The 22,081-nt window shown below is 70.7% G+C and carries 23 protein-coding genes and 1 pseudogene; 11 read left to right on the top strand and 13 right to left on the bottom strand.

All coding sequences use genetic code 11. The annotated features are described in order from the left end of the window. Positions 1–135 precede the first annotated feature (135 nt). Complete coding sequence (locus HUW46_RS22060) at positions 136–1,911, top strand: serine/threonine-protein kinase (protein ID WP_215549070.1); 1,776 nt, start codon at positions 136–138, stop codon at positions 1,909–1,911. Between the two features lie 130 nt (positions 1,912–2,041). Then, the gene (locus HUW46_RS22055) at positions 2,042–2,830 is read left to right on the top strand and encodes an FHA domain-containing protein (RefSeq protein ID WP_254126417.1); all 789 of its coding nucleotides are present in this window, start codon (positions 2,042–2,044) and stop codon (positions 2,828–2,830) included. Positions 2,831–2,853: 23 nt separating this feature from the next. On the opposite strand, the gene HUW46_RS48385 is transcribed toward HUW46_RS22055, so the two are convergent. The 6 genes and pseudogenes from HUW46_RS48385 to HUW46_RS22030 form a co-directional block, all read right to left on the bottom strand. Then, positions 2,854–4,083, bottom strand: coding sequence for a right-handed parallel beta-helix repeat-containing protein (locus tag HUW46_RS48385; protein ID WP_254126415.1), 1,230 nt, complete (start codon positions 4,081–4,083; stop codon positions 2,854–2,856). 151 nt (positions 4,084–4,234) lie between these two features. Next, a pseudogene (locus tag HUW46_RS48775) lies at positions 4,235–4,381 on the bottom strand (glycoside hydrolase family 6 protein); the annotation flags it as partial. A gap of 37 nt (positions 4,382–4,418) precedes the next feature. Further along, a complete protein-coding gene (locus HUW46_RS22045) occupies positions 4,419–5,459 on the bottom strand; it encodes a hypothetical protein (protein ID WP_215549069.1) in 1,041 nt (346 codons plus the stop codon). Between the two features lie 189 nt (positions 5,460–5,648). Continuing rightward, on the bottom strand, positions 5,649–6,563 hold the full coding sequence (locus tag HUW46_RS22040; RefSeq protein WP_215549068.1) for a PE-PPE domain-containing protein: 915 nt from the start codon (positions 6,561–6,563) through the stop codon (positions 5,649–5,651). 913 nt (positions 6,564–7,476) lie between these two features. Then, positions 7,477–7,686 carry a hypothetical protein gene (locus tag HUW46_RS22035; protein WP_215549067.1) on the bottom strand — a complete coding sequence of 70 codons (210 nt, stop codon included), beginning with the start codon at positions 7,684–7,686 and terminating at the stop codon, positions 7,477–7,479. 113 nt (positions 7,687–7,799) lie between these two features. Next, positions 7,800–8,582, bottom strand: a complete 783-nt coding sequence (locus HUW46_RS22030) for a hypothetical protein (RefSeq protein WP_215549066.1) — start codon at positions 8,580–8,582, stop codon at positions 7,800–7,802. Positions 8,583–8,701: 119 nt separating this feature from the next. Between HUW46_RS22030 and HUW46_RS22025 the strand changes: the two genes are divergently transcribed. Continuing rightward, the gene (locus HUW46_RS22025; protein WP_215549065.1) at positions 8,702–9,154 is read left to right on the top strand and encodes an Lrp/AsnC family transcriptional regulator; all 453 of its coding nucleotides are present in this window, start codon (positions 8,702–8,704) and stop codon (positions 9,152–9,154) included. Between the two features lie 15 nt (positions 9,155–9,169). Here the strand turns inward: HUW46_RS22025 and HUW46_RS22020 are convergent, their stop codons facing one another. Next, positions 9,170–9,361 (bottom strand): hypothetical protein, encoded by a 192-nt coding sequence (locus HUW46_RS22020; RefSeq protein ID WP_215549064.1) that lies wholly within the window; start codon positions 9,359–9,361, stop codon positions 9,170–9,172. Positions 9,362–9,541: 180 nt separating this feature from the next. Then, the gene (locus HUW46_RS22010; RefSeq protein WP_215549063.1) at positions 9,542–10,162 is read right to left on the bottom strand and encodes a LysE family transporter; all 621 of its coding nucleotides are present in this window, start codon (positions 10,160–10,162) and stop codon (positions 9,542–9,544) included. A 217-nt stretch (positions 10,163–10,379) separates the two neighbouring features. On the opposite strand from HUW46_RS22010, the gene HUW46_RS22005 reads away from it, so the two are divergent. Further along, on the top strand, positions 10,380–10,850 hold the full coding sequence (locus HUW46_RS22005) for an HNH endonuclease (protein WP_254126413.1): 471 nt from the start codon (positions 10,380–10,382) through the stop codon (positions 10,848–10,850). Here the strand turns inward: HUW46_RS22005 and HUW46_RS22000 are convergent. The 3 genes from HUW46_RS22000 to ku all read right to left on the bottom strand — a co-directional run bounded on the left by HUW46_RS22000 (position 10,840) and on the right by ku (position 13,046). Next, a complete protein-coding gene (locus HUW46_RS22000) occupies positions 10,840–11,826 on the bottom strand; it encodes an aldo/keto reductase (protein WP_215549062.1) in 987 nt (328 codons plus the stop codon). The genes HUW46_RS22005 and HUW46_RS22000 overlap by 11 nt on opposite strands. Positions 11,827–11,871: 45 nt before the next feature. After that, entirely contained in the window at positions 11,872–12,075 is a 204-nt protein-coding gene (locus tag HUW46_RS21995; protein ID WP_215549061.1) for a hypothetical protein, read from the bottom strand. Positions 12,076–12,203: 128 nt separating this feature from the next. Continuing rightward, positions 12,204–13,046, bottom strand: a complete 843-nt coding sequence (ku, locus tag HUW46_RS21990) for a non-homologous end joining protein Ku (RefSeq protein ID WP_215549060.1) — start codon at positions 13,044–13,046, stop codon at positions 12,204–12,206. A gap of 451 nt (positions 13,047–13,497) precedes the next feature. Here ku and HUW46_RS21985 point away from each other — a divergent pair, with 451 nt between their 5' ends. The 4 genes from HUW46_RS21985 (at position 13,498) to HUW46_RS21970 (ending at position 18,410) form a co-directional block, all read left to right on the top strand. After that, on the top strand, positions 13,498–14,403 hold the full coding sequence (locus tag HUW46_RS21985) for a dihydrodipicolinate synthase family protein (RefSeq protein ID WP_215550031.1): 906 nt from the start codon (positions 13,498–13,500) through the stop codon (positions 14,401–14,403). A gap of 288 nt (positions 14,404–14,691) precedes the next feature. After that, a complete protein-coding gene (lysA, locus tag HUW46_RS21980) occupies positions 14,692–16,008 on the top strand; it encodes a diaminopimelate decarboxylase (protein ID WP_254126411.1) in 1,317 nt (438 codons plus the stop codon). A 351-nt stretch (positions 16,009–16,359) separates the two neighbouring features. Further along, positions 16,360–17,067, top strand: a complete 708-nt coding sequence (locus HUW46_RS21975; RefSeq protein ID WP_215549058.1) for an ABC transporter ATP-binding protein — start codon at positions 16,360–16,362, stop codon at positions 17,065–17,067. 2 nt (positions 17,068–17,069) lie between these two features. Then, positions 17,070–18,410: an FtsX-like permease family protein gene (locus HUW46_RS21970; RefSeq protein ID WP_215549057.1), complete on the top strand. Its 1,341-nt coding sequence runs from the start codon at positions 17,070–17,072 to the stop codon at positions 18,408–18,410. Here the strand turns inward: HUW46_RS21970 and HUW46_RS21965 are convergent, their stop codons facing one another. Together HUW46_RS21965 and HUW46_RS21960 are read right to left on the bottom strand one after the other, a co-directional pair. After that, a complete protein-coding gene (locus HUW46_RS21965; RefSeq protein ID WP_215549056.1) occupies positions 18,411–18,863 on the bottom strand; it encodes a DUF6328 family protein in 453 nt (150 codons plus the stop codon). Beyond that, on the bottom strand, positions 18,860–19,780 hold the full coding sequence (locus HUW46_RS21960; RefSeq protein WP_215549055.1) for a DMT family transporter: 921 nt from the start codon (positions 19,778–19,780) through the stop codon (positions 18,860–18,862). Before HUW46_RS21960 ends, HUW46_RS21965 begins: the two co-directional genes overlap by 4 nt. Before the next feature lie 125 nt (positions 19,781–19,905). Here HUW46_RS21960 and HUW46_RS21955 point away from each other — a divergent pair, with 125 nt between their 5' ends. The 3 genes from HUW46_RS21955 to HUW46_RS21945 all read left to right on the top strand — a co-directional run bounded on the left by HUW46_RS21955 (position 19,906) and on the right by HUW46_RS21945 (position 21,405). Further along, positions 19,906–20,472, top strand: coding sequence for a superoxide dismutase (locus HUW46_RS21955; protein ID WP_215549054.1), 567 nt, complete (start codon positions 19,906–19,908; stop codon positions 20,470–20,472). 20 nt (positions 20,473–20,492) lie between these two features. Further along, the gene (locus HUW46_RS21950; RefSeq protein ID WP_215549053.1) at positions 20,493–20,759 is read left to right on the top strand and encodes a hypothetical protein; all 267 of its coding nucleotides are present in this window, start codon (positions 20,493–20,495) and stop codon (positions 20,757–20,759) included. A gap of 67 nt (positions 20,760–20,826) precedes the next feature. Next, positions 20,827–21,405: a hypothetical protein gene (locus HUW46_RS21945; protein WP_215549052.1), complete on the top strand. Its 579-nt coding sequence runs from the start codon at positions 20,827–20,829 to the stop codon at positions 21,403–21,405. Positions 21,406–22,081 lie beyond the last annotated feature (676 nt).

The raw sequence follows: 22,081 nt of genomic DNA, 5'->3' as shown, positions 1-22,081 counted from the left end.
CACGCCATCAGCACGGGAAGCCCGCGCGGCAGCGGGCCGAGCATCCGCACCCAGGTCGGGGCGTCGAGCACGTGCCCGTCCCCAGTGGACCGATTCCGGCATGCGGGCACGAGTCCGTCTCGTAGACTCCCGTGGGTGGACGATGGTCGCGTCGTAGCCGACCGGTACCGGCTGGAGGAGCAACTCGGCCGGGGCGGGATGGGTGTCGTCTGGCGCGCGTTCGACCTCGAGCTGGGCCGCGAAGTGTCGCTCAAGCGCTCGCTCGGCGCGGATACCGGGCAGATCCGGCGCGAGGCGAGGATCGGGGCGGGGCTGCTGCACCCGAACGTCGTCACCGTGTTCGACACGGTGCCCGACCGGGATTCGCACTGGCTGGTCACCGAGTACTTGGCCGCGCGGACGCTGGAAGAGATCGTCGAAGCCGACGGGCCGCTGCCCGAAGCGCGGGCGCGCCGGATCGGGGCACAGCTCGCCGCGGCCCTAGCCGCCATGCACGCGCGCGGCATCGTGCACCGCGACGTCAAACCCGGCAACGTCCTGGTGACCGAGGACGACGTCGCCAAGCTCACCGATCTGGGCATCGCCAGGTGGACCGAGGTGACGCGCACCGGCGGCGCCCAGCTGACCGGCACGCTCGGTTACGTCGCACCGGAAGTCGCCGCCGGTGACGAAGCCGAAGCGGCCTCGGACGTTTTTTCCCTCGGCGCCACCCTGTATGCCGCCGTCGAGGGCCGATCTCCGTGGGGCCACGGCGAAGACGGCCCGTTCGTCCAAATGCGACGCGCGGCCGAAGGACGGCCGCTTCCGGTCGAGCACGCGAAGGGGTTCGAACCGGCGCTCGCCGCGCTGATGGCCCGGCGCCCCGCCGACCGGCCGACCGCGACCGAAGCCGAACGCCTGCTCGGCGGCGCGGACGTGCCGATGCCCCGGCGGCCACGGTGGCGCCGCCGCCACGCGGTGCTCGCCGGTGGCGCGCTCGTCGTCGTGGTCGCGCTGGCGGCGTGGTTCGTCCTCAGCGGGCCGACGCCCCCGAAACCCGAAGCGGGACCGGGCACCCTCGGCGCCGACCCCGCCGAAGCGGACCCGTGCGCCGCGATCTCGGCCAACGCGCTCGCCCCCTACGGGCAGCCGTTCGTCGACCCCGAGGTGAAGAACTTCGGCAGCTGCGTGGTCTCGACCAAACTGGCCGACGGCACCGGGCAGGTGCAGACCTCGGTCGATCTGACCAGCGCGCTGCGCTACCCGACCCGGCCGCCGACACCGGGCCGGATGGGGGACGTCGAACGGCCGGACGCACGGGACGGCACCTGCGTGCGGAGCATCTCGCTGGCCGACACCAACCGGATCGACGTGGCCACGCGCTCGATCGAGCACGCGGAAAACGCGCCGCTGTGCGCCATCTCGGAGTCCGTGCTCTCCGGCGCGCTGCCGATGCTCACCACCGGGCCGCTGCCCCGGCGGGCTCAGCCGTTCCCGCCGGAGTCGCTCGCGCACGCCAACGCCTGCGGCCTGCTCGACGCGGCGGAAACGACCGGGGTGCTGGGCCGCGAGGCACGCGCGGAGAACGAGTTCGGCGGCTGGGGGTGCGTGTGGGAGGCCGAGCCCCGCGTGATCACCGTGCAGTTCAGCCGGGAATGGCCGATCGAGCAGGACACGGACGTCACCGGCGACCGGATCCGGATCGGTGACCGGAACGCGGTCGTGGGTCCGGTGCCGGATGATCGGCCCGCGTGCGCGGTGCGGATCGTGCACCGGTTCTACACGCCCGCGTTGCCCGTTCTCCGTGGCACCGAACCGAATCGCGAAGAAGTCGCCGTGGTGACCGTGGAGGGCACCGCGCCCGCCGACGCGACCGAGCTGTGCGGACCGGCGCGGTCGCTGGCGGGCTCGATCGTGCCGCGGTTGCCGTGACCGGGGACCGGTCCCCGCGGGTCTGCCGTAGAAAGAGGCGGATCCGGATCGGGGAGAGGGCGATGGCACGAGAGCACCGGATCGGTCCGGCGGAGCAGGGTGCCGCCGGACCGGGAGAACGGGCGCGACCGTGACCACCGGCCGGATCGACCCCCACCACCAGCGCAGTCTCCGCGACGGCGTGGCCGACGTGGCGCCGGGCACGTTGAGCGCGCTCACCGTCACCGGCGGCGTCGCGGTACCGCCCGCGCCGGGCGGCAGGGTGAGCTTCGGGCGCAACCGGCTCGAGGTCGACGTCTGCGTCGGCGAGGACGATCTGCGGATCAGCCGGGTGCACGGGCTGCTGACCCGCGACCGCGGCCGGTGGTGGCTGAGCAACACCGGGCGCTCGCCGATCCGGTTGTCCGACACCGTCCTCCTGCACCGCGACGGCGAGCCCCTGCCGTTGGCCGACGGCTACACCGCGCTGTTCCTCCGCGGCACGCGCGACCGGGAGCACCTGCTCGAACTCCACGTGTCCGACGGCGACACCCGGCTGGCCGTGCCGCGGCCCAACCATCCCACGGCACCGCCGAAGCGGTGGCGGCTCAGCCCGACCGAACACCTCGTGCTCGCGGTGCTCGGGCAGCGCTACCTCGCCTACGACCCGCAACCGCTGCCCCTCTCGCGCCAGCAGGTCGCCGCCGAACTCGGCGCGTACCAGCCGAGTTCACTGTGGACGGCGAAACGCGTCGAACACATCGTTTCCCGTGTGCGGCAACGCCTTTCCGACGCGGGCGTGCACGGGCTCCGGCGCGAGGAGGTCGGGGAACCGGTCGGACTGACGCTCACCGTCAACCTCATCCGCGAGCTGGTGCTGTCGACGACGCTGGTGCCGATGGACCTCGAATGGCTCCAACTGCCCACACCGCTGCCGTGACGACCAGCTGCCGATGCACCCTTTCATCGGCTTTCGTAGGCACCCAGATCGACCGCTTTCCCCGCCGGGCGCGGCTTGTTGTCCCGGTCGAAGGCGGGCGCGCCGTCTGCGGCACCCGCGTCGATCGCCGACGATCCCGGCGCGAGGTGGAAGTCGGCGGCACCGGGATCGGCGAAGCCGGGGTCGCCCGCCGCGTTGTGGTCACTGGTGAAACCGGGCAGCGACTCCTGTCCTTCCCCGAAGATGTTGTTGCGCAAGAGGTTCTTTCCGTCCACTCCGGACACGTCGAAGCTGATCGCCCCGCCGGAATTGCCGTGGAAGGTGTTGTTGACCACCCGGACGTTCGACATCGTGCCGTCGGATTCCATCCAGAAGCCCAGCCCGGCGCCCGCGTTGCCGTAGGAGACGTTGTTGTACACGCTGATGTCGTCGAGCTTGCGACTGTCCGAATAGTCCTCGACGGCGAGCCCGACACCCGCCTTGGTTTCGTTCTTCGTGGCGTAGACCGTGTTGTTGTAGATCTCGACGCCGGACGAGCTGTCCACGTAGATGTTCGGGCCGCGGTTGCCGTACACGACGTTGTCGTGGATCTTGGCCTTGGCGTCGTCGTCGTACTTGACGTCGATGCCTTCCTCGCCGTTGTCGTGCACGCGGCATCCCCGCACCTCGATACCGCTCGACCCCTCGCCGACACTCATCGCTTCGTGGCTCGCGGAGGTGCCCTTGGCGTTCGTCCCGGAGATCTCGCACCCGTCCACCAGGATGTCGCGCGAGCCGAGCAGGACGAGCCCGCCCTCCTGCGAGCCGTCGACGCGGAAGTCCTGGAACACCAGGTGGTTCGCACCGTTGGCCCGCACCGCGAACCCGTCCGAACGCGCGACGGTCACGCCGATGAAGCGGAGCCACGAGCTGCCGCCGATCGCGAGCAGCCCGTCGTCGCCACCGCCCCCGCCGGTGAGCACCGCGTGGCCGCCCTTGCCGTAGAAGGTGAGGTACTTGTCCTGTGCGCCACCGTGGTCGAGGTGCAGGCCGCCCGAGTAGGTGCCCGCCGCGATTTCGACGTTGTCACCGGGTCGCGCGGCATCGGCCGCGTCCTGAATGGACTCGTACTGCGCGCCGGGGCCGACCGTGAGCGTCCGGCCCGAGGCCGGTGGCGGTACGTCCGCCGGGGTCGCGGCCGCGGGCCCGCTCGTCGCGGCGAACAATCCCGCCGCGACGACGACCCCGGTGACCCTGTTGATCCGTGTACCCACGTGTTTTCCTTTCGCGGCTTGGACTTCCGGTCATGCTCCGTCGACGAGGTGCTTGGCGAGCACCGGCGAAAACTGCCCGGCGGGCGCCGTTCCCGTTGCGGCTGGTGTCGACGACGTAGTGCGCCGCGTTCGGGCGGTCGAGCTGCGCGAGCGCGTCCGGTTCGACGACGACCGCCGCGGGCCGGTCCGCGATCCCGTCGGCGAAACCGCGCAGCCAGGTGCGGTACTCCTCGGGGAACGCCGCGCCGCCGCCGGAATGCCCGCCGCGGTCGCGGTCCGGCAGGTCGTAGTCGACCAGAATGGGGCAGCTTGTATGAAGAAACGCCCGTCCACGGTCATCGACCGTCCCAACCGGACAGCACCCGCAGACGGTCCCACGGGATGTGCGCCAGCGCGTCCGCCGAACCGGTCAGGCCCGCCTTCGCCAGTATCCCGCCCTCGCGCATGCCGTTGCCGGGACGTTCCCACGGCGACCGGTCCGGATCGGTCAGATCGTCACCGGCGACGCCGATCCCGCTGATCGGGCCGGGGCCCCCGCTGTCAAGGACGTAACCGCCGAACTTCTGCATCGCGACGCAGATCATCTTCTCCCCGGCGGAAGCACCGGCGAGGCCCGCGCAGTCGACCGCCGGGTCGAGCTGGATCCTCGCGCCCATCGGCACGCACGACGAGCCCGACCCGTCCCCGTCGGACTTGCCCGCGGGCGCGCGGAACGAACGGCAACTGGTGGTGGAGGTGAAGTACAGCGCGTGCTCGATCGCGCCGCTGGTGACCTCGCTGTTCAGGATGAACCCTGCCCCGGCCTGCACCTCCGCGCCGGTGCCGACCCCCTCGGTCTTGGACTCGGCGCCGCCCCCGCTCGTGGCTGGCCAGGTGCCGCCGCAAGCACCATTCCACTTGCCGCCAGCCTTGCTCGCACCCCAGATCGCCTTGACGGTCCCGTCGTCCTTGTTGTGCACGACGACCCATTCGTCACCGGGCGAAGGCACTTCGCGGGTGGCGTAGTCGGGGATGTGGATCCCGCCGCCGACCGAACAGCCCCAGTCCTCGCTGAACGACGGGTGGTACTCGGGATCGCTGTTGCTCGAATCGTAAACGGTGATCTGCCATTCCGGCCCGTTCACGCGCGGTTTTTCGTCCCCCATGCTCCGCACGATGGCCGCCGAGTTGGCGTCCAGCTTCGGGTTCGCGGGAATGGCCGAGCGAAAGTAGTTCGGCGACCCGTCCGCCGCCGTGAACAGTTCGTCCGGCCCCGGTTGACGTGGATCCCATTGCGCCACAGGGGATCCGGCCGCACTCGCGCCCGACCCGATCGACAGGAGAATGACCGCTGTCGCGGCGACGACGTGTTTCCGCTTCCCGGCCGATTTTCCCATGGAGCCTCCCTCAGCGCGAATGGCAACCGATTCGCGCGGAATGCGCCACGGTGTACCCGGCTCGCCCTTTGTAGCTCCCGGTTCAGGGGACCGGTCCCCATCGCCGTTCCGGCCCGGAACAGCGGAACGCGGGTGGTGACACGAACCGTGTCACCACCCGCGCGACGTTTTCCCGGTGTTACCGGGGAATCAGGCCATGCCGAAGAACGGCACGTGCGGCAGCGCCGCCTTCGCCTCCGGCGACAGCAAGCCCATCAGCTTGTTCTGGATGTCGGCGATCGCGGCCTGCCCCTCGGTGCCGGGGATCTTGCCGTTGAACATCTCCCACGGGGTCGGGATCGGCAGCGGGAGCGGCGGGCCGTACTGGATCACCGGCGGCTGCGGGATGACGGTGTCGAAGTTGCCGCGTTCGCCGACCGGGTTCGGCGGCGGGAACCCGTGCGCACCCGCGGCGACCGCGCCCTGGATGCCGTTGGCGAACTGCAGCAGGTTGGTGAACGGGTTCGCGGACAGGCACGCGCCGTCGTTCTGGTTGCAGATCTCGTGCACCCCGATGCCCGCGAACCCGCGCGGGCCGTTCATCGTGATGCCCTTGATCGGGGTCGGGATGTTGGTCTCGATCCCGCCCGGCGACCCGTTCGGGCCGACCCGCCTCGGGTCGGCGTAGAGGACGCCGTCGATCTGGTTCTTCGGGATCTTGTTGTCGTTGCCGAGGTTGAACAACGTGTCACCGGCGGCGCGGGCGCCCATCGAGTACCCGGTGATCAGGATGTGCGAACCGCCGCACGCACCGTGGAAGTCGTAGACGTGGCGGGTCAGGTTCGCGATCCCCTCGGCGATGGAGTCGTCGTAGGTCTTGAGCCCGGTGACCGGGAAGAACTCGGCCGAGTAGTGCACCCGGTCGAGGTCGAAGCCCGGCGGGAGCGGGATGTTCTGGAAGAAGGTGGCATCGGGGTCGGCCCGCCCGCCGAGGGCGAACACCCTGGTGCCGGGGCAGCCGGCGGCGGCCGCATCCGGCTCCGCGTTGGCCACCGACACCACGGGACCGACCGACAGTACGGCCGTCACCGCGGCCACGATGAGCGACTTGGCGCGAATCTTCATTACCCGTCGAAACCCTTCGTCCGTGACCCGGAACGGCAATCCGGGTCGCCAAGCACGCGCGGTGGAAGCGGATTCGGGTGGACACGTACCGGTCCCCTCGCGGCTGTCGGTTTTTCCCTCACCCCAGTGCGCGTGAAGGGAAGCGTACACCATTAGCGAACACTTGTGTTCACCAATCTCGCCGCGCTTGCCCCTACGGCTCTGACGTGCTTGTTCACCCCATGACGCACGCCCCGAAAGACGCTCCTATAGAGGTCGAGTAGGGCCGCGGGTGCCGCCGAAGGCTCCTCTTGGGGCGCTGAGCGTCACGATCTCGCCCCTCGCACCACGCTCTCGCCACCCGCACGACCCCACAGCAAGCCTTCGGGTGCCCCGAAGGTGACCTTCAGGGAATCCAGCGCCCCGAACGTCACTTTCGGGGCAGGCGTGTCGCGGCGGTCGGGCGTGCGAGGGGTGGATTGGCGACGTTGAGCGCCCCGAAGGCCACCTTCGGGGCATGCGCAGCCCTGCCCGCACGTGAGCGAGGGCCGAGACAGTGGCGCCAGGGTCCCCGAAGGTGGCCTTCGGGGACCAACGGAGAACCTCCGCCGCCGATGACCGCGCCACGCACCCGACATCACTGTGAACTTCGGGGCGTTCAAGTCCCCGAAAGCCACTTTCGGGGCATCAGGCACGGATCGCCGCCGAGGCAGGGCTTCCTTCGGGGCGTAGGAGCCGCGCTCGCTCGCGAGGCAGGGTGCTCGCGGGGGCGGCGGATCGTTCCTCGGCTGGTTAGGTCGACACCGCTACAGGAGCATCCTTCAGGGCATCGGCGGGCAGGACGCGGCCCGGCGGCCGCGCGGCCGCCGGGATCAGCACCACCAGTGTGCCCACCAGGCGCAGGTCACACGGGGTCCACAATGGACGTCGTCGATCAGGAACGGTCCGGCACGACGGTCACCTCGAAGGTGTCCGGATGGGTCTCGGGCCCGTGCCCGTCGAACATGATCACGTTCTGCCGCCGCCCGGTGGTGCGCCACACCGCGCGCGTGACCCTGTCCACCACCCGCGTGCTGCCGTCGGCGGTCACCCACACCTGCCCCGGCCGGAGTTCTGCCCATCGCGCTGTTTTCGTCCCCGTCATGGCTTGTCCGTCGACACTGGGAGGCCAACCGTTACGGGGTTGTGCCGAATTACTCGTAACGAGTTGCCGACCGTCCCTTGTGGACGTACCGATCCATAATCCACTATGGACTGTCAGCTCACCGCGACTTCACGTGCCCGCGTGACGAGGAACCGTCCGGTGGCACAGTCGGCGAGCACCAGTGCCCCGGCGGCGACGCCGAACGCCGCAGCTCCGAGCCACGGCAGACCGAACGCGAGCGCTACGACGAACGCCAGCGTTCCCGGCACGGACCGCAGCACACCGCGGGTCAGTGCCGCGGCCGCGCGCGCCCCGGAGCCGCGCTGGGTCAACGGGGCGAGGACGGCGAGCACCACCGGTATGCCCGCCAGCACACCGGCCAGGTGCGGGCCGAGCACCTTCACCGCGCCGCTGAGGCAGGCCACGACGGTGACCGTGACGACGACCCGCAGCGGCGTCTCCCACCGCACGGCGGCCGTGGCCCGCGTGCCGGTGGCCGCGACCGGTTCCCAGACGCGCAGCCCGGCCACGGCGAGGACGGCGACCAGCGCGAACACCACCGCCGTGGACCTGATCACCGAAACCGCCACGAGCGCGCCCGCGGCCAGTGCGAGCGCGGTGACCGTGACCAGGAGCGGGCCGCGCAACCGGTCGGCGAGCCTGCCGTAGGCGAAGCAGAACACCGCCACCCCGGCCTGCCCGGCCGCCATCCCGGCGGCGGTCCCTGCCGCGACACCGGCCCCGTCGGTGAGCAGCAGCACGAGGAGGAGCGGGCAGGACGTCAGTGGCAGCCCGACCAGCCTGCCGCCGAGCCGGTGGCCGAACCGCCGTTGCGCCGCGGTGACGAGCAGCATCGTGAGCAGGGGCAGGACCAGGCGCAGCACCAGGACTTCCATGCACTCGACGGTTCCACGGAAGGCGGCGCAGGTGGCTCGGAAATCAAGCCCTCTCGCGACCACAGGCCGAGTATTCCTCGATGATTGCGACATCATGCCGAGTTATCCACAATGGCAGCGTGGACGACATCGACCGATCGCTCGTGCGGCTGCTGGAGCAGGACGCCCGCCGGACCTACCACGAGCTGAGCAAGGACGTGCGCCTGTCCGCGAACACGGTCGCCGACCGCGTGCGCAGGCTGCGCGCCTCCGGGGTGGTCCGCGGCTTCCGCGCCGAGATCGACCCCGCCGCGCTCGGCCGCGCGCTCACCATGGTCAGCGACATCCGCCTGCGCGAGCACGTCGACCGCACCGCCTTCGAACACGGCCTGCGCTCGGTACCGCAAGTGGTCGCGGGCGCGCGGCTCACCGGCGAGTACGACTACCAGCTCAGGCTGGCGTGCGTCGACCCCGCCGAGTTCGAGACGGTCGTCGACCTGCTCAAACGGGACCACGGTGTCCGCGAGCTGCGAAGCAGGCTGGTGCTGCACGACATCGAAGTCGACTCGAGCACCCTGCTCGACCTGGCCTGACCACCGGCAGGCCGATCACCCGGTGATTCCGCGGAGCGCGAGTTCGACCCAGCGCTTCCGGTTCTTCGCCGGGGTTTCCGGACTCGGCGCGGTGCGCGGCGCGCGGTCGGTGTTCCGGTCCACCACCCGCCGGAACACCTCGCGGTCACCGCGGAACGATCGGGATGGGACGGCGTCTTCCTCGACGACCACGTGCAGATGCCGCACGGGTCCGGTCTCGAACCACCCGATCCGTGGGTGCTGCTCGGCGCCGTCGCCGGTGCCACCGGCGTGGATCGCCCGGCGGCTGGCCGAACCGGCGTCCGCTCGACCGCGCGGGGGCGACGTGGCTGCTCGAAGCGCGCCCGCCCGCGGGCGAGTGGCTGACGGAACTGGAAACCATCGCCGCTAAACCACCAACCGGATCGCCAGTGCGATGACGAGCATGCTCGACGCGGTCGCCGTGCCGAGGCGGCCGCGGGGGCCGGTCAGCACCCTGCCGAGCAGCGCGCCGCCGCAGGCGAGCAGGATCTGCCAGCTCGCCGAGGCGGCGAACGCGGCGAGCACGAAAACCGCCTGCTCCCACCGGTTCGCGGTCACCGCGGCCGAACCGCCGAGCACGAGCGCGGCGAAGTAGACGACGGTGAGCGGGTTCAGCGCGGTCATGCCGAGCAGGCCGAAGTACGCCCGAGCGGGGCCGATCGCCGTCGCCGCGATCTCGTCGCCCGAACCGGCCCGGTACCGGCGTACCGCGGAGATCCCGGTGCGCAGCGCGAGTGCGACGAGCACGAACGCGGACACCCAGCGCAGCGGGAGCAGAACGGGGTGCAGCGCTCGGGCGGCCGCGGCTCCGCCGATCATGGCGACCAGCGCGTACAGGCCGTCGGCGGTCGCCACCCCGAGCGCCGCGCCGATCCCGGCCCTGATCCCGGTGCGCGCGGTCAGCGAGACCAGGTACGCCGAGACCGCGCCGACCGGGATCGCGATGCCGTACCCCGCGAGCAGGCCCGCCACCACGGCGGCGGTCATGCGCGTGGCTGCATCGTCCCTTTCGGACGGTCCTGCTGCTTGCCGCGCCCGAACACGTCGGTACGGGATCGCGGCGGGGCGGCAGTCGTGGTCATACCGGGATCATCCGGCGCACCGGCGTGCCGCGCAACGAGTTTTCGGGCGCGGTAAACGCGTTGACGGTCACGTGTGGACGGAAGATGCTTTTCCTTGCCCAGTACGGAAAGGGGGTGTCGTCATGATGACCGTGCTGGTCCTCAACGCGGGCTACGAGCCGTTGCACACGGTTTCGGTCCCGCACGCCATCCGGATGCTCGTCCGCAGGGTCGCCGTCGTGCACGAGTCCGACGGCACCGAGCTCGGCGTCTTCCCGCGCCCGAAGGTCGTGCGGCTGCTGCGCTACGTCGTGATGAAGTGGCGCTACGCGAACGCGCCGCGGTGGTCGCGGCGCGGCGTGCTCCGGCGCGACAACCACACGTGCGCCTACTGCGGCTGCCACGCCACGACCGTCGACCACGTCGTCCCGATCAGCAGGGGCGGCGCGCGCACGAGCTGGCTCAACACGGTGACCGCGTGCGGCGGGACCTCCCGCAGCTGCAACGCGCGCAAGGGCGACCGCACCCCGGCCGAGGCGGGCATGGCGCTGCGGTTTTCCCCGCGCGTGCCGATCTGGGACGACCTGAGCCAGGTGACCCAGCTCAGCCGTTGACGAACTCCATGCTCTTCGCGTCGTAGCGGGTGCCCGCGACGGCACCCGCGGGCGCGGCGGCGTCGATGGCCTCAAGCTCCTTTTTGGACAGTTCTAGCGAGGCCGCGGCGAGGTTCTCCTCCAGATACCGCTGCCTGCGGGTGCCGGGGATCGGGACCACGTCGTCGCCGCGGTGCTGCACCCAGGCGAGCGCGAGCTGGCCCGCGGTGACGCCCTTGCGCGCGGCCAGCTCGTCGAGCTTGTCCACAATGGACAAGTTGCGTTCGAGGTTGCCGTCGGCGAACCGGGGCTGCGAACGGCGGACGTCGGTCTCGGGAAGGCCGGCCACCGACTTGTACCGGCCGGTGAGGAAACCGCGGCCGAGCGGGGAGAAGGGGACGAGGCCGACGCCGAGTTCGCGGCAGGCGGGCAAGACGTCGGCCTCGATGTCACGAGTCCACAGTGACCATTCGCTCTGCAGCGCCGCGATCGGGTGCACCGCGACGGCCCGGCGCACGGTCCGCGCGTTCGCTTCGGACAGACCGAGGTGGCGGACCTTGCCCGCGCGAACCTGGTCGGCCATCGCGGCGACGGTCTCTTCGATCGGCACCGACGGGTCGACGCGGTGCAGGTAGTAGAGGTCGATGTGGTCGACGTTCAACCGCCGCAACGAAGCGTCGACCGCTTCGCGCACGTACGCGGCGTCGCCACGCAACAGCGTCGGCTCGCCGAGCTTGTTCGCGAAGCCGAACTTCGTCGCGATCACGGCCTGGTCCCGCCTGCCAGCCAGCGCGCGGCCGATGAGTTCCTCGTTGTGCCCGGCGCCGTAGAAGTCGGAGGTGTCGAGCAGCGTGACGCCGAGTTCGAGGGCGCGGTGGATCGTGGCGATGGACTGGTCGTCGTCGGAGTCGCCGTAGCCGTGGCTCATGCCCATGCAGCCGAGGCCCTGCGCCGCGACGGTCAGTTCGCCGAGGCGGCGGGGTGGGAGGTTCGTCATGCGCAGGACCGTACGAGCTGGAGCGCGCTCCAGGTCAAACCCGGTTCAGGACGCGTGGCGGAGCGGTGCGGCGTGCTCGGGGGTGTGGCAGTCGCAGGCGCCGAGGAACTCGCAGTCGACGATCAGGGCGTGGCGGATGCGGTCGTGGTCGGCGCAGTCGCCGTCGGTGCAGTCGACCGCGCCGCCGACGTGCACGATGAGCGTTCCGTGGCAATGGTCGAGGCCGTTACCGCAGGTCAAGCAGTCCATACCGTGTCCTTCCCCGACTCGGTGTAGTGCTTTCCCCACTCTTGGTACCACCGGGGGACGACAGAGTCTGACACGTCGTCGGCGTGTCGCCTCGGGGACCCCGGGTGATCATCGGGGCACGGGGTGTGTCAGGCGCTCTTGGTGCGGCGCTTCTTTTCCTCGCCGCTCTTGGCCTTGCCCTTGGCCGGTTTGCGGGTCTCCTTTGCCGCGCTGACGCTGGCCTGCAGCGCGCTCATCAGGTCGACGACCTCGGCCTTGCCCGGTGCCTCCGGCGGCGCCGCGGTCTCGTTGCCGCTGACCTTCGCCTCGATCAGCGCTTCGAGTGCCTCGCGGTAGCTGTCCTGGTACTTGTCCGGCTCGAAGACCGGCTCCGACATGGAGTCGATCAGGGAGCCCGCCATGGTCAGCTCCTGCGGGCGGATCTGCGGGGCGTCCTCGTCGAGGAAGCCGAAATCGGGGGTGCGGACCTCGTCCGGCCACAACATGGTGGTCATCACCAGCAGGTCGGAGTGGACGCGCAGGATCGCGAGCGATTCGCGCTGGCGGAGCGCGACCTTCGCGATCGCGACCTGGCCCGATTTGTGCAGGGCGTCGCGGAGCAGCACGTACGGCTTCGCGGCCGCTTTCTGCGGCTCGATGTAGTAGGTGCTGTCGTAGTAGATCGGATCGATGGCCTCGAGCGGGACGAATTCGAGCACGTCGATCGCGCGGGAGGTGGGCAGCGGCAGCTCCGCGAAATCGGTGTCGGTGAGCACGACCATGCCGCCGTCGGGCAGCTCGTAGCCCTTCGCGATCTCCGCGTAGGGCACTTCCTTGTTCTCCGCCGAGCAGTACCGCTTGTACTGGATGCGCGCGCCGTCGGCCTCGTGGACCTGCCGCAGGCTGACGCTCTTGTTCTCGGTCGCCGTGTACAGGTTGACCGGGATGGTGACCAACCCGAAGGACACCGAGCCCTTCCACATCGAGCGCATGACCCGTCCCGCCTTCCGCCGGTGCCCACCATCACAGAGAAGTCGCAGGTCACGACCCTACGCCAGGAGCGGGGCCGCCACCAGCCGCCGATCTTCCCCCCGGCGCCCGCGAGGGCTTGCTCGAACACCGGCCCGCTTCGTCCGTGGCCGCGCTCCGGCGCCCCGCACGAATCGCACCGAGTTGCGACGACGAGCGGACGACGCCGCATCCGCTACGACTGAACCAGCACCCACGATTCGGCGACGAGAGACCCCTGAACAGGGAAAACCCCCACCCGATCCCGGGGGGGGCGGCCCCAGCCCAGTCTACCGGTACCCCGGGCTGCGCGGGGCCGAGCAGCCGAGTTGTCCACAGGCAGCCGCACTTGTGGACAACTCGATGACCAGGCGTGTTACCGTATGGCGCATCGTATATCAGATGAAAGATGCCACGAACACGAACGGGGAGACGATGGCGTTCGACGAGTTGGCGCTACGGCTGAGCGACGTGGTGGCGATCCCGGTGACGCCGTTCGGCGAAGACGGCACCATCCAGCCGGACGTGTACGGCCGCCTCGTCGATCGCCTCGTCGCAGCCGGGGTCGGCGTCGTGACGCCGAACGGCAACACCGGCGAGTTCTACGCGCTCGACGAAGCCGAAACACGCGTCTGCCTCGAAGCAACCGTGAAAGCCGCTCAGGGAAGGGCAAGTGTGCTCGCGGGCGTGGGCCACGACGTCGCGACCGCGGTGCGCGCGGCCGAACACGCGCGCGAGACCGGCGCCGAGATGATCATGATCCACCAGCCCGCGCACCCGTACGTTTCCGCGCGCGGCTGGCTCGGCTACCACCGGGCGATCGCGGACGCGGTACCCGAACTCGGGGTCGTGCTGTACCTACGCACCCCCTCGATCGAGGGCGCGGACATCGCCGCGCTCGCCGACACCAGCCCCAACGTGATCGGCGTCAAGTACGCCGTCGCGGACCCGGTGCGGTTCGCCTCCGTCGCCCGCGACGCCGGGCTGCGCCGGTTCACCTGGATCGCCGGGCTCGCCGAACTGTCCGCGCCCGGTTACTTCGCGGTCGGAGCGACCGGGTTCACCTCCGGGCTGGTCACCGTGGCGCCGGAGCTGTCGCTGGGCATGCACCGGGCGCTGGCCGGGGGCGACTTCGCGGCGGCGATGGGCGTCTGGGAGCGGATCCGCCCCTTCGAGGAAATGCGCGCCGCGGCGTCCTCGGCCAACAACGTCAGCGTGGTGAAGGAGGCGCTCGCGCAGCTCGGACTGTGCCGTGCCGACGTCCGCGAGCCGTGCAGCGCCGTGGACGAAGACGATCGCGCGCGGATCGCGCGCCTGCTCGCGAGCTGGCAGCTCACCTGAACTCCCCCAACACCGAAGAGCTGCCGATGCCCCGAAGGTGACCTTCGGGGCACTGGATTCCCTGAAAGCCACCTTCGGGGCACGCGAAACGCCCGCGCCGGAGGCGGACGTCGGAATGGCAGCCTGCCGACAGGGCCGATGAAGCTGTGGTGGGGGCCACCGGGACCTCAACAGCGCGTCAACGCGGCGCTCCGCCGCGTCATGACCACGTAGGCGCACCCCCCGCGAACCACTCGACGGCGTTGTGCTGGCACTACCAGGAAACACCGCCGAAACGTGGAGGAAGTCGTGACGCTCGCGGACATTTTGCCCAGTCTCGCCTGCGCGGAGCCGGAACTGGTGTTCGCCGGGGCGCCGGTTGGCAGGCTGGCCGCCCGGTTCGGCACCCCGGCCCACTTCATCGACGAAGACGCCGTGCGCTCCCGTGCGCGTGCGTACCGTAAGGCGTTGCCGGAAGCCGAAGTGGCGTTCGCGAGCAAGGCGCTCTGCACCGCGGGCGTGCTGCGCTGGATCGCCGAAGAAGGGTTGTCGCTCGACACCTGCTCGGCGGGCGAGATCGCGATGGCCCGCTCCGTCGGGTTCCCCGCGGAGCGGATCCTCCTGCACGGCAACGCCAAGACCCCGGAGGACTTCAAGGCCGCGATCGAATACGGGATCGGCCGCGTCGTGGTCGACTCGCTCGACGAAATCGCCCAGCTCGGGCCGCTCGCGCGCGCGGGCCAGCAGGTGCTGATCCGCGTGACGCCGAACGTCGCGGCGGACACCCATACGGCGATCAGCACCGGCACCGAGGGCCAGAAGTTCGGGTTCTCGCTCGACCCCTCGGTACCGGAGCACCTCGACCGCGCGGTCGCCGCGGTGCTCGCCCAGCCGAGCCTCCGCCTCGCCGGGCTGCACTGCCACATCGGCTCGCAGGTGTCGCGTGTGGACAGGTTCGAACTCGCCGCCCGCAAGATGGCCGAAACGCTCGCGCACGTCCGCGACACCTTCGGCGTGACGCTGCGCCAGCTCGACCTCGGCGGCGGGCACGCGGTCGCCTACCGTGACGGCGACCCGGAGTTCGACCTCGGCGGCTACGCGCGCCGGATCAGGATCGCGCTCGCCTTCGAGTGCACCCGGCACGGCCTTCCCTTGCCACGCCTCACGATCGAACCGGGCAGGGCGATCGTGGCGAGCGCGGGGATGACCGTGTACCGGGTGTGCTCGGTCAAACGCGGCAGCCGCACGTTCGTCGCCGTCGACGGCGGGATGAGCGACAACCCGAGGCCCGCCCTGTACGGCGCGCGCTACCACGCGCGACTCGTGCGCGGCCACACCAAGGCGTCGCACGTGCCGATGTCCGTGGTCGGCAGGCACTGCGAATCCGGTGACGTGCTCGCCGAGGACGTGCCGCTGCCCTCGGACGTGCGCGCTGGCGACCTGATCGCGGTGCCGTGCACCGGCGCGTACCACCACTCGCTCGGCTCGAACTACAACCTGGTCGGCAGGCCGCCGGTGGTCGGCGTCCGCGCCGGGACCGCGACCGTGCTCGTCCGCAGGGAGTCCGAGGACGACCTGCTGCGCCGCGAATGCCCGGCGGGGATGCCGGTCGACGTCACCGCCTGAATTCCCGTATGGACAGTGCACAGTGGACTATTCGGAGGTCGCCCAGTGTGCCGAGTCGCTGATTGTGTTATTGATCCGGGTGCAGGGCGGCGCGTCGTACTCGCCGCGCTTGCTGGACACCGGCGCAGCTGCCCATCCGGAAGTTCACCGGCTCCGGAAACAAGTTCGCGAGAACGCGCGAATGCGACTACGCACTAGACGTATACACGACGTATCTAACCACGTGTTACCCGGGAACGCGCCCACGCGGCGGTAAGGGCAACCCCACGGCGCATCGGGTGCGCACCGCATGGCCCGGACCACGCCGCCTTCGTAGGTTTCTCGTATTGGCCACTACCTGGGGAGGCGTCCATGTCCGAGGCCGTGCGGCTGGAATCGGTGTGTCGGTCCTACGGCGATGTCGTGGCGCTCGACGACGTCACGATCGGGTTCGCCGACGGCACCTTCACCGCGGTGATGGGCCCGTCCGGGTCGGGGAAGAGCACGCTGCTGCACTGCGCCGCCGGTCTGGACCAGCCGACGAGCGGCCGCGTGCGGATCGACGGCGTCGAACTGACCGGCGCGAGCGAGACCGCGGTGACGAAGTTCAGGAGGCAGCGGATCGGGTTCGTGTTCCAGCAGTTCAACCTCATGCCCGCGCTCACCGCGCTGCAGAACGTGGCGCTTCCCGCGCGCCTCGCCGGGCGCAGGGTGGACCGCGCGCGGTGCGTCGCCGCGCTGGAACGGGTCGGCCTCGCCGATCAGCTCGACCGGCGGCCAGCCGAACTTTCCGGCGGACAGCAGCAACGAGTCGCGATCGCGCGCGCCGTCGCCGCCGAACCGCGGGCCGTGTTCGCCGACGAACCAACGGGCGCGCTCGACACGCACAACGCGCGTCAGGTGCTCGAACTGCTGAAGCGGCTGGGGCAGACCGTGATCATGGTGACGCACGACCCCGTCGCCGCGTCCTTCGCGGATTCCGTGGTGTTCCTCCGCGACGGCAGGATCGTCGACCGCGTCGCCGAGCCGACCGCGAACGGTGTGGCCACGCGCATGGCGAGCCTCGCGACGGGAGCGTGACGATGGTCGTCCTCGCGCTCCGTTCGATCCGCCACCGGCCCGGCGCGTTGGTCGCGAGCTTCGTCTCGCTGGTGCTCGGTGCCACGATCATCATGACCTTCGCGTCCATGTTGGACACTCGAAGCGGCGTCGATCCCGCTTCCGCCGCGAAACTGCTCATGATGGCCTGCGCCGTCGGCGGGTGGGGGCTCGTCGTCGTGGTCACCACCGTCACCTCCACGCTCGCGTTGCTCGTGCGCCAGCGCTACCGGGAAATGGCGCTGCTGCGGGCGATCGGCGCCACTCCCGGCCAGCTCGGCCGGATGGTCACCACCGAAGCGGTCGCGGTCGCCGTCGTCGCCGCGGCACTCGCGATCGCGCCGTCGGTGTTCGCCGCACGGCTGCTCGTGCGGTTGCTCCGGGACGGCGAACTCGTCGGGCAGTCCGTCACGGCGCGGTACGGCGTTTTCGCGGTGGGCATCGGCTTCGGCGTCACCGTGCTGGCGGCCGCGATCGCGGCCGGGTTCGCCACCCGCCGCCCGAGCGCGACGCGGGCGAGCGAGGCACTTGTCCAGTCCACTGTGGACGAAGTGCGGCTCGGCCGTGGCAGGGCGATCGGGGGCGGCGCACTGCTGGCGGCCGGGCTGAGCTGCGGCGTGGTCACCGCGACCGTGCTCGACGGCCGCGATCTCGCCTCGATGGCGGTGGGCGGTCAGGGCGCGATCCTCGCCGCGGCCGGGTTCGCGCTGCTCGCGCCCGCACTGCTGCGCGGGGCCGCCGCCGCGCTCCGCGCACCGCTGCGCCGGTACACCGGGGCGGGTGGCTACCTCACCGCGCACAACCTCCGCGAGCGCGCGCGGGAAATGGGCGGCGTGCTCGTGCCGATCCTGCTGTTCACCGGCATCGCCACCGGGACGCTGTACATGCAGGACATCGAAAACGCTTCCGGCACACCGAAACCCGAGATCGCGGGCAGCATCGAACTGCTGAACTACGTGGTGATCGGCATGATCACGCTGTTCGCCGCGCTGATGGTGGTCAACACCGTGGTGGCCGCGACCGTCCACCGGCGAGGGGAGTTCGGCAGGCAGCGGCTCGCGGGTTCGACCCCGCCGCAGGTGCTCGGCATGGTCGGGCTGGAAAGCGCCGTGCTGGCGGCGACGGGGGTGCTGTTCGGCTCGGCGGCCGCGGTGGTCACCGTGGTGCCGTACAGCATCATGAAGACCGGTTCGCCGGTGCCGGGCACCGGCAGCGCGCTCTGGCTCGCCATCGGCGCCGCCGCTGTCGCGGTGACGCTCGCCGCGGGGATCAGCACCGCGCGGCGGGTGCTCCGCACGCCCGCGGTCGAAGCGATCGCGGGCTGATCAGCCGCGCAGGTGGCCGGGCACCACGAACCACAGGACCGCGAAGAACACGGCGACCACCACCGCCACCACGGCCATCGCCACCGTGCCGTAGACCACCTTGGCGATCAGCGCCACGGTGACCGTGATGGCGGCCGCGAGCAGCCCGAGGCCCGCGAGCACCGAACGGTTGCCCGCGCGCAGGATGACCTCGCGCTTGCCTTCGCGGAAGAGGAACCGGTGCCACGCGGCAGGCGCGGTGAGCAGTGCCGTTGACAGCACCGCGAGCACGACCGCCGCGAGGTGCAGCGCCTTTTCGAACCCGCTCGCGTGCCGGAACTGGTCGGTGAACACGACCGAGAGCAGGAACCCGAACAGGATCTGCACGCCGGCCTGCGCCACCCGCAGTTCGCCGAGCAGCTCGGACACGTTGCGGGTGAGCCGCTGGTTCGTGGTCTCGTCGGGTTCGTTCACAAGGCGGGCTCCAGCACCATCGGCCGCTTTCGCGCCTTCTCGTGCCAGCCGAGCGCGGTCACCGACGCGACCACCACGGCCAGCCCGAGCCACTGCGTCGCAGTGAGTTCGGCGTCCAAAAAGGATACGCCGATCACGGCGGCTGTGACGGGGAAAGCCAACTCGGCCAGCGTGGCACGCGACGCGGGGGTGGACCGGAGCCCGACGTAGTAGAGGATGAGCGCGAGCAGCCCCGGCACAAACGCCAGCAGCACCAGGCCGAGCGCGTTGTGCCAGGCCACCGCGAAGGAGGCGCCCTGCACGGCCACGATGATCGCGGCCACCGGCAGCCCCGACGCGAACCGGAGCACCGTCACGTCCCGCGGCTCGAGCTTCGTCGAAACGAGCCTGCCGAGCACCGTGCCCGCGGCCCACAGCACCGCGGCGCCGATCGCGAGCAGCGCGGTCCGCGCCGCCGCGACCTTGATGTGCAGCGGGTCCGCGAACGCGAGCAGCCAGGCCCCGGCCAGCGCGGGCACCGCGAACAGCGCGTACCCCGCCCTGATCCGCTCGCCGAGCACGAAGAACGCGGCCACCACCGCGAACACCGGCTGGAGCTTCTGCAGCACCAGCGGGGTGACCGGGTCGCCGGTCTTGAACGCGGCGGTGAACAACGCGGTGGCGAGTGCGGACGAACCGCCCCCGATCACGACCACGGCGAGCCATTCGCGCGCGGTGGCCTTGCGCAGCGCGCGGACCGCGGCGGGCAGGAACGGGCTCATCACGAGCACGACCAGCAGGTGCTCCCAGAACACCACGGTGCCCGACGGCAGTGCTTCGGCGAGCGGGAGGCGCAGGAGTCCGTCGGTGCCCCACAGCGCGGCGGCGACCGCGACGAGCCACGTCCTGTCGGGGGACCCTTCCCGTAACGAGTTCACGGGCCTCAGCCTAGAACCTGCGACGACCACGCACCGTCATCAAGATCGGGACTTCGTCACACCATAGGTTGGGAATAACGGTCGAAACTTGGCACCGGTGGCGGCCGACCGGATAAAGAGGTGCCATGCGATTCCTCCCCGCCGCCCTGTCCGCACTCGCACTGACCGCGCTCGCGGCCGCCCCGGCCGACGCGACCCCGGCGTCGAACGTCCGCGTGGTCTCGGTGCACGGCACCTTCGGCGCCTACCAACCCGGCGCCACCGCCAGCACGTACAAGCCCGCGCTCGTGCCCGAGGGCTCCTCTGCGCACGTCTTCTCGATCTCGTCCGGCACGGTCGGCACCAACACCGTGCTCGCCGTCCACGGCCTCGTGCCAGGCCACCACTACGGCGCCCACGTGCACACCAAGCCGTGCGGCGCGACCGGGGACGCCGCGGGCCCGCACTACCAGTTCCAGCAGGACCCGGTGAGCCCGTCGGTCGACCCGGCCTACGCGAACCCGCGCAACGAAATCTGGCTCGACTTCGCCGCGGACGCCACCGGCAACGGCTTCGCGCGCTCCCGCGTCGGCTGGCAGTTCGGCGAGCGGCGCGCGGGATCCGTCGTGATCCACGAAACCCACACGCACACCGACCCCGGCCACGCCGGAACCGCTGGTGCGCGCCTGGCCTGCGTGAACGTCGCCTTCTGAGCCCGAGGGATCAGGAACCCGTGCGGGACTGGGACCTCCGGCTGGCCACCATCGGCAGGGCCCCGCTGCTGTTGCGCCTCGCCGCCGACCTGGACTGTCCACATCGGACGTACTTCCTCGGTTGCTTCCACCTGATCGCCGAGGACGCCGTGCGGACCGGCTATCGCACGACGCCGTCGCACAGCCTCGAAGCGCTGCTGCGCGACGCGGCCGGGATCGACGACCCCGGGATCACCACCTGGGTGGGCCGGACCCGCGAACTGATGGCCACCGGACGACCGTCCTGAGCAACCTCCACTCCGGTCACCGCGTCGTGGGTGATGAGTGATCCCGAGTTGGTGAGGTGCTGCTGCCGTGCGAAACCGTCCCGCCGCCCAGTGGACCATCGGCGGTGTCGCGGCGCTCTGCGTGCTGTACGCGCTGACGAAGTGGGTGGAGCAGCTGATGTGGGTGCTGACCGGGTGTGCCGGCGGTTTCGGCAACCCGGGCACCACCGGCGAGCTGACCGGCGGGTACTGCGTGCTGTCCGGCCGGGGACCGCTGCTCGAACTCCCGTGGCGCGAGGACCTCTGGATCACGGTGCTGCTCGGCGTCGGCCTCGCCTGCCTCGGCGGGGCCGCGTGGGTGCGACGGAGGTCGACCCTGGTGGCTTCGCTGGCGATCCCGGTGCTGCTGTACGCCGGATTCTCGATGGCGTCCCGCGGCCACCAGCGCGCGGACGGCCACCTCGTCCGCTACCTCGCGAACCCGGTCGACGGCGTCGGCTGGGACGCGGTGCCGAACGGGTGGGAGCTGAACCTCACCGGAGGTCACCTGTTCGTCCCGGACATCGGCATGGCCCCGCTCGGCGTCACCATGCTGGGCGGCCTGGCGGTGCTCGTCCTGGTCGCCCTGCGCTGGTACGCACCGCGGCCCGCCGCGGGTGCGAACTGACCGCGGCCGGGACCGGGCCACAAGCTCAGCGCTCGACCTCACGATCGGCAGGTGGAGGCGCGGTTCGGCCACGCCTTCGCGTCGCACGGATCAGATCGGCGAGAGCACGGATGATCTCCGGGCGTTCGCGCGGCGCACTTCCGCGCAGAGCGACAACGCTGACCACGATCACCACACAGGCGGGTATCGCGGCCAAAGCGACGACCCACAACCCGATAGTCGGCAGACTCACGCTGGTTACCTCGCGTCCCCTTGCTCTGGCTGAGCGGGGCGCGCAGGCGTCAGCTCAGCCAGTCGAGAGCAAACTGGCAAAGCTGAGTACCTGCCCGGCGAAAGTCCTCAGAACGAGATCGAGTGGTAAGTGTTCGCCTTTCCGGCCGGTGGCCACGGTGGACTCGCTGAAGGTCTCTTCCACCGTCGAGCATGCGACGACCGCCGCCCCCGGAGACATCCCGGATGGCCAACGCCGGGTTGGCCGCGCAGGACTTCACGTCTCGTGCTGACGAGAACGGCGCGAAGGAATACTCCCCTTCACACCCACAGTGTCCGCACGATCACCACGCGGGTCAAGCACGCGCGACGTGACCACCGGTAAGCACCTGCCCATCGACACAGCCGAGGGGATCGACCGGCTGAGAGCGGCGCCAAGCCGGTGAAGGCATCCACCGGGCCGGGT

This window comes from Amycolatopsis sp. CA-230715 (genome assembly GCF_018736145.1).
GTDB lineage: Bacteria > Actinomycetota > Actinomycetes > Mycobacteriales > Pseudonocardiaceae > Amycolatopsis.
Note: the sequence above shows the minus strand (reverse complement) of the source record. Positions and strands in the feature narration are given on the sequence as shown.

What these genes read in the sequence shown, in the direction of transcription:
- HUW46_RS21970 (WP_215549057.1), top strand. Translation starts at nt 17,070, where the DNA reads ATGGTCGTCCTCGCGCTCCGTTCGATCCGCCACCGGCCCGGCGCGTTG.
- HUW46_RS22045 (WP_215549069.1), bottom strand. Translation starts at nt 5,459, where the DNA reads ATGGGAAAATCGGCCGGGAAGCGGAAACACGTCGTCGCCGCGACAGCG.
- HUW46_RS21975 (WP_215549058.1), top strand. Translation starts at nt 16,360, where the DNA reads ATGTCCGAGGCCGTGCGGCTGGAATCGGTGTGTCGGTCCTACGGCGAT.
- HUW46_RS21985 (WP_215550031.1), top strand. Translation starts at nt 13,498, where the DNA reads ATGGCGTTCGACGAGTTGGCGCTACGGCTGAGCGACGTGGTGGCGATC.
- HUW46_RS22040 (WP_215549068.1), bottom strand. Translation starts at nt 6,563, where the DNA reads ATGAAGATTCGCGCCAAGTCGCTCATCGTGGCCGCGGTGACGGCCGTA.
- HUW46_RS22010 (WP_215549063.1), bottom strand. Translation starts at nt 10,162, where the DNA reads ATGACCGCCGCCGTGGTGGCGGGCCTGCTCGCGGGGTACGGCATCGCG.
- HUW46_RS22030 (WP_215549066.1), bottom strand. Translation starts at nt 8,582, where the DNA reads ATGGAAGTCCTGGTGCTGCGCCTGGTCCTGCCCCTGCTCACGATGCTG.
- HUW46_RS22035 (WP_215549067.1), bottom strand. Translation starts at nt 7,686, where the DNA reads ATGACGGGGACGAAAACAGCGCGATGGGCAGAACTCCGGCCGGGGCAG.
- HUW46_RS21955 (WP_215549054.1), top strand. Translation starts at nt 19,906, where the DNA reads ATGCGATTCCTCCCCGCCGCCCTGTCCGCACTCGCACTGACCGCGCTC.
- HUW46_RS21995 (WP_215549061.1), bottom strand. Translation starts at nt 12,075, where the DNA reads ATGGACTGCTTGACCTGCGGTAACGGCCTCGACCATTGCCACGGAACG.
- HUW46_RS22000 (WP_215549062.1), bottom strand. Translation starts at nt 11,826, where the DNA reads ATGACGAACCTCCCACCCCGCCGCCTCGGCGAACTGACCGTCGCGGCG.
- HUW46_RS22005 (WP_254126413.1), top strand. Translation starts at nt 10,380, where the DNA reads ATGATGACCGTGCTGGTCCTCAACGCGGGCTACGAGCCGTTGCACACG.
- ku (WP_215549060.1), bottom strand. Translation starts at nt 13,046, where the DNA reads ATGCGCTCGATGTGGAAGGGCTCGGTGTCCTTCGGGTTGGTCACCATC.